The 3,040-nt window shown below is 51.9% G+C and carries 1 rRNA gene; it reads left to right on the forward strand.

Features of this window, described 5'->3' with window-relative positions:
• Positions 1-78 precede the first annotated feature (78 nt).
• Positions 79-2,998: ribosomal RNA gene (locus HPC67_RS15595) — 23S ribosomal RNA — on the forward strand.
• The last annotated feature ends 42 nt before the right edge of the window (positions 2,999-3,040 follow it).

Below are 3,040 nucleotides of genomic sequence, written 5' to 3' on the forward strand. Positions count from 1 at the left end.
TTTTGTACCTTGAAAACCAAATAAGAGCAAACAAGACATCAAATAAAAATCGTATGTTTATTTATAGATAAACACGCCAGTTAAGTGAATAAGGGCGCACGGTGGATGCCTTGGTACCAGGAGCCGAAGAAGGACGGGACTAACACCGATATGCCTCGGGGAGCTGTAAGTAAGCTTCGATCCGAGGATTTCCGAATGGGGGAACCCACTGTTCGTAATGGAGCAGTACGCACATCTGAATACATAGGGTGTGTGAGGCAGACCCGGGGAACTGAAACATCTCAGTACCCGGAGGAAGAGAAAGCAAACGCGATTTCCCAAGTAGCGGCGAGCGAAACGGAATTAGCCCAAACCGACAGGCTTGCCTGTCGGGGTTGTAGGACACACCATATGGAGTTACAAAGTTATTTTTTAGACGAATCGATCTGGAAAGGTCAGCCAAAGAGGGTAACAGCCCTGTAGTCGAAAAGAAATAGCCTCCGGTGTGGATCCTGAGTACGGCGGAACACGAGGAATTCCGTCGGAATCTGGGAGGACCATCTCCCAAGGCTAAATACTTCCTGGTAACCGATAGTGAACCAGTACCGTGAGGGAAAGGTGAAAAGCACCCCGGAAGGGGAGTGAAATAGATCCTGAAACCGTGTGCCTACAAGTAGTCGGAGCCCGTTAATGGGTGACGGCGTACCTTTTGTAGAATGGACCGGCGAGTTACGATTGCATGCAAGGTTAAGTGGAAGACACGGAGCCGCAGCGAAAGCGAGTCTGAATAGGGCGTTATAGTATGTAGTCGTAGACCCGAAACCGTGTGATCTACCCATGTCCAGGGTGAAGGTCAGGTAACACTGACAGGAGGCCCGAACCCACGTATGTTGAAAAATGCGGGGATGAGGTGTGGGTAGGGGTGAAATGCCAATCGAACACGGAGATAGCTGGTTCTCTCCGAAATAGCTTTAGGGCTAGCCTCAAGAAAAGAGTACCGGAGGTAGAGCACTGATTGGACTAGGGGCCCTCATCGGGTTACCGAATTCAGTCAAACTCCGAATGCCGGATACTTATACTTGGGAGTCAGACTATGTGTGATAAGGTTCATAGTCGAAAGGGAAACAGCCCAGACCGCCAGCTAAGGTCCCAAAGTATACGTTAAGTGGAAAAGGATGTGGCGTTGCACAGACAACCAGGATGTTGGCTTAGAAGCAGCCACCATTTAAAGAGTGCGTAATAGCTCACTGGTCGAGTGACGCTGCGCCGAAAATGTACCGGGGCTAAACGTATCACCGAAGCTGCGGATTGTTCTTTGAACAATGGTAGGAGAGCGTTCCATGTGCTGCGAAGTCGAACCGTGAGGATCGGTGGAGCGCATGGAAGTGAGAATGCCGGTATGAGTAGCGAAAAAAGAGTGAGAATCTCTTTCACCGAAAGCCTAAGGTTTCCTGAGGAAGGCTCGTCCTCTCAGGGTTAGTCGGGACCTAAGCCGAGGCCGAAAGGCGTAGGCGATGGCCAACAGGTTGATATTCCTGTACCACCTCATGACCGTTTTGAGTGAAGGGGGGACGCAGGAGGATAGGAAAAGCGCACCGATGGATGTGTGCGTCCAAGCAGTGAGGGAGTTGGATAGGCAAATCCGTCCAACAATTCCAAGCTGTGATGGGGAGGGAAATATAGTACCGAAGTTTCTGAATCCACACTGCCAAGAAAAGCCTCTAGCAAGGTCACAGGTGCCCGTACCCCAAACCGACACAGGTAGGCGCGGAGAGAATCCGAAGGTGAGCGGGAGAACTCTCGTTAAGGAACTCGGCAAAATGACCCCGTAACTTAGGGAGAAGGGGTGCTTCATTAACATGGAGCCGCAGTGAATAGGCCCAAGCGACTGTTTAGCAAAAACACAGGTCTCTGCGAAGCCGAAAGGCGAAGTATAGGGGCTGACACCTGCCCGGTGCTGGAAGGTTAAGGGGACGCGTTAGCACTTCGGTGCGAAGCGTAGAACTGAAGCCCCAGTAAACGGCGGCCGTAACTATAACGGTCCTAAGGTAGCGAAATTCCTTGTCGGGTAAGTTCCGACCCGCACGAAAGGTGCAACGACTTGGGCACTGTCTCAACGAGAGACCCGGTGAAATTATACTATGCGTGAAGATGCGCATTACCCGCGACAGGACGGAAAGACCCCGTGGAGCTTTACTGTAGCCTGATATTGAATGTTTGTACAGCTTGTACAGGATAGGTGGGAGCCTGAGAAGCGTGAGCGCTAGCTTACGTGGAGGCGCCCGTGGGATACCACCCTTGCTGTACGACCATTCTAACCCAGGACCGTGATCCGGTTCGGAGACAGTGTCAGGCAGGCAGTTTGACTGGGGCGGTCGCCTCCTAAAAAGTAACGGAGGCGCCCAAAGGTTCCCTCAGAATGGTTGGAAATCATTCGTAGAGTGCAAAGGCAGAAGGGAGCTTGACTGCGAGACCTACAAGTCGAGCAGGGACGAAAGTCGGGCTTAGTGATCCGGTGGTTCCGTATGGAAGGGCCATCGCTCAACGGATAAAAGCTACCCCGGGGATAACAGGCTTATCTCCCCCAAGAGTTCACATCGACGGGGAGGTTTGGCACCTCGATGTCGGCTCATCGCATCCTGGGGCTGTAGTCGGTCCCAAGGGTTGGGCTGTTCGCCCATTAAAGCGGTACGCGAGCTGGGTTCAGAACGTCGTGAGACAGTTCGGTCCCTATCCGTCGTGGGCGCAGGAAGTTTGAGAGGAGCTGTCCTTAGTACGAGAGGACCGGGATGGACACACCGCTGGTGTACCAGTTGTTCCGCCAGGAGCATAGCTGGGTAGCTACGTGTGGAAAGGATAAGTGCTGAAAGCATCTAAGCATGAAGCCCCCCTCAAGATGAGACTTCCCATCACTTCAAGTGAGTAAGATCCCTCTAAGACGAAGAGGTAGATAGGTCTGGTGTGGAAGCGTGGTGACACGTGGAGCTGACAGATACTAATCGATCGAGGACTTAACTAGCGTAAAATATGATTTTGATGTTTGACTCTCTTATTTGGTTTT

Source organism: Lentibacillus saliphilus (assembly GCF_019093865.1).
In the GTDB taxonomy this organism is placed as follows: domain Bacteria; phylum Bacillota; class Bacilli; order Bacillales; family Amphibacillaceae; genus Lentibacillus_B; species Lentibacillus_B saliphilus.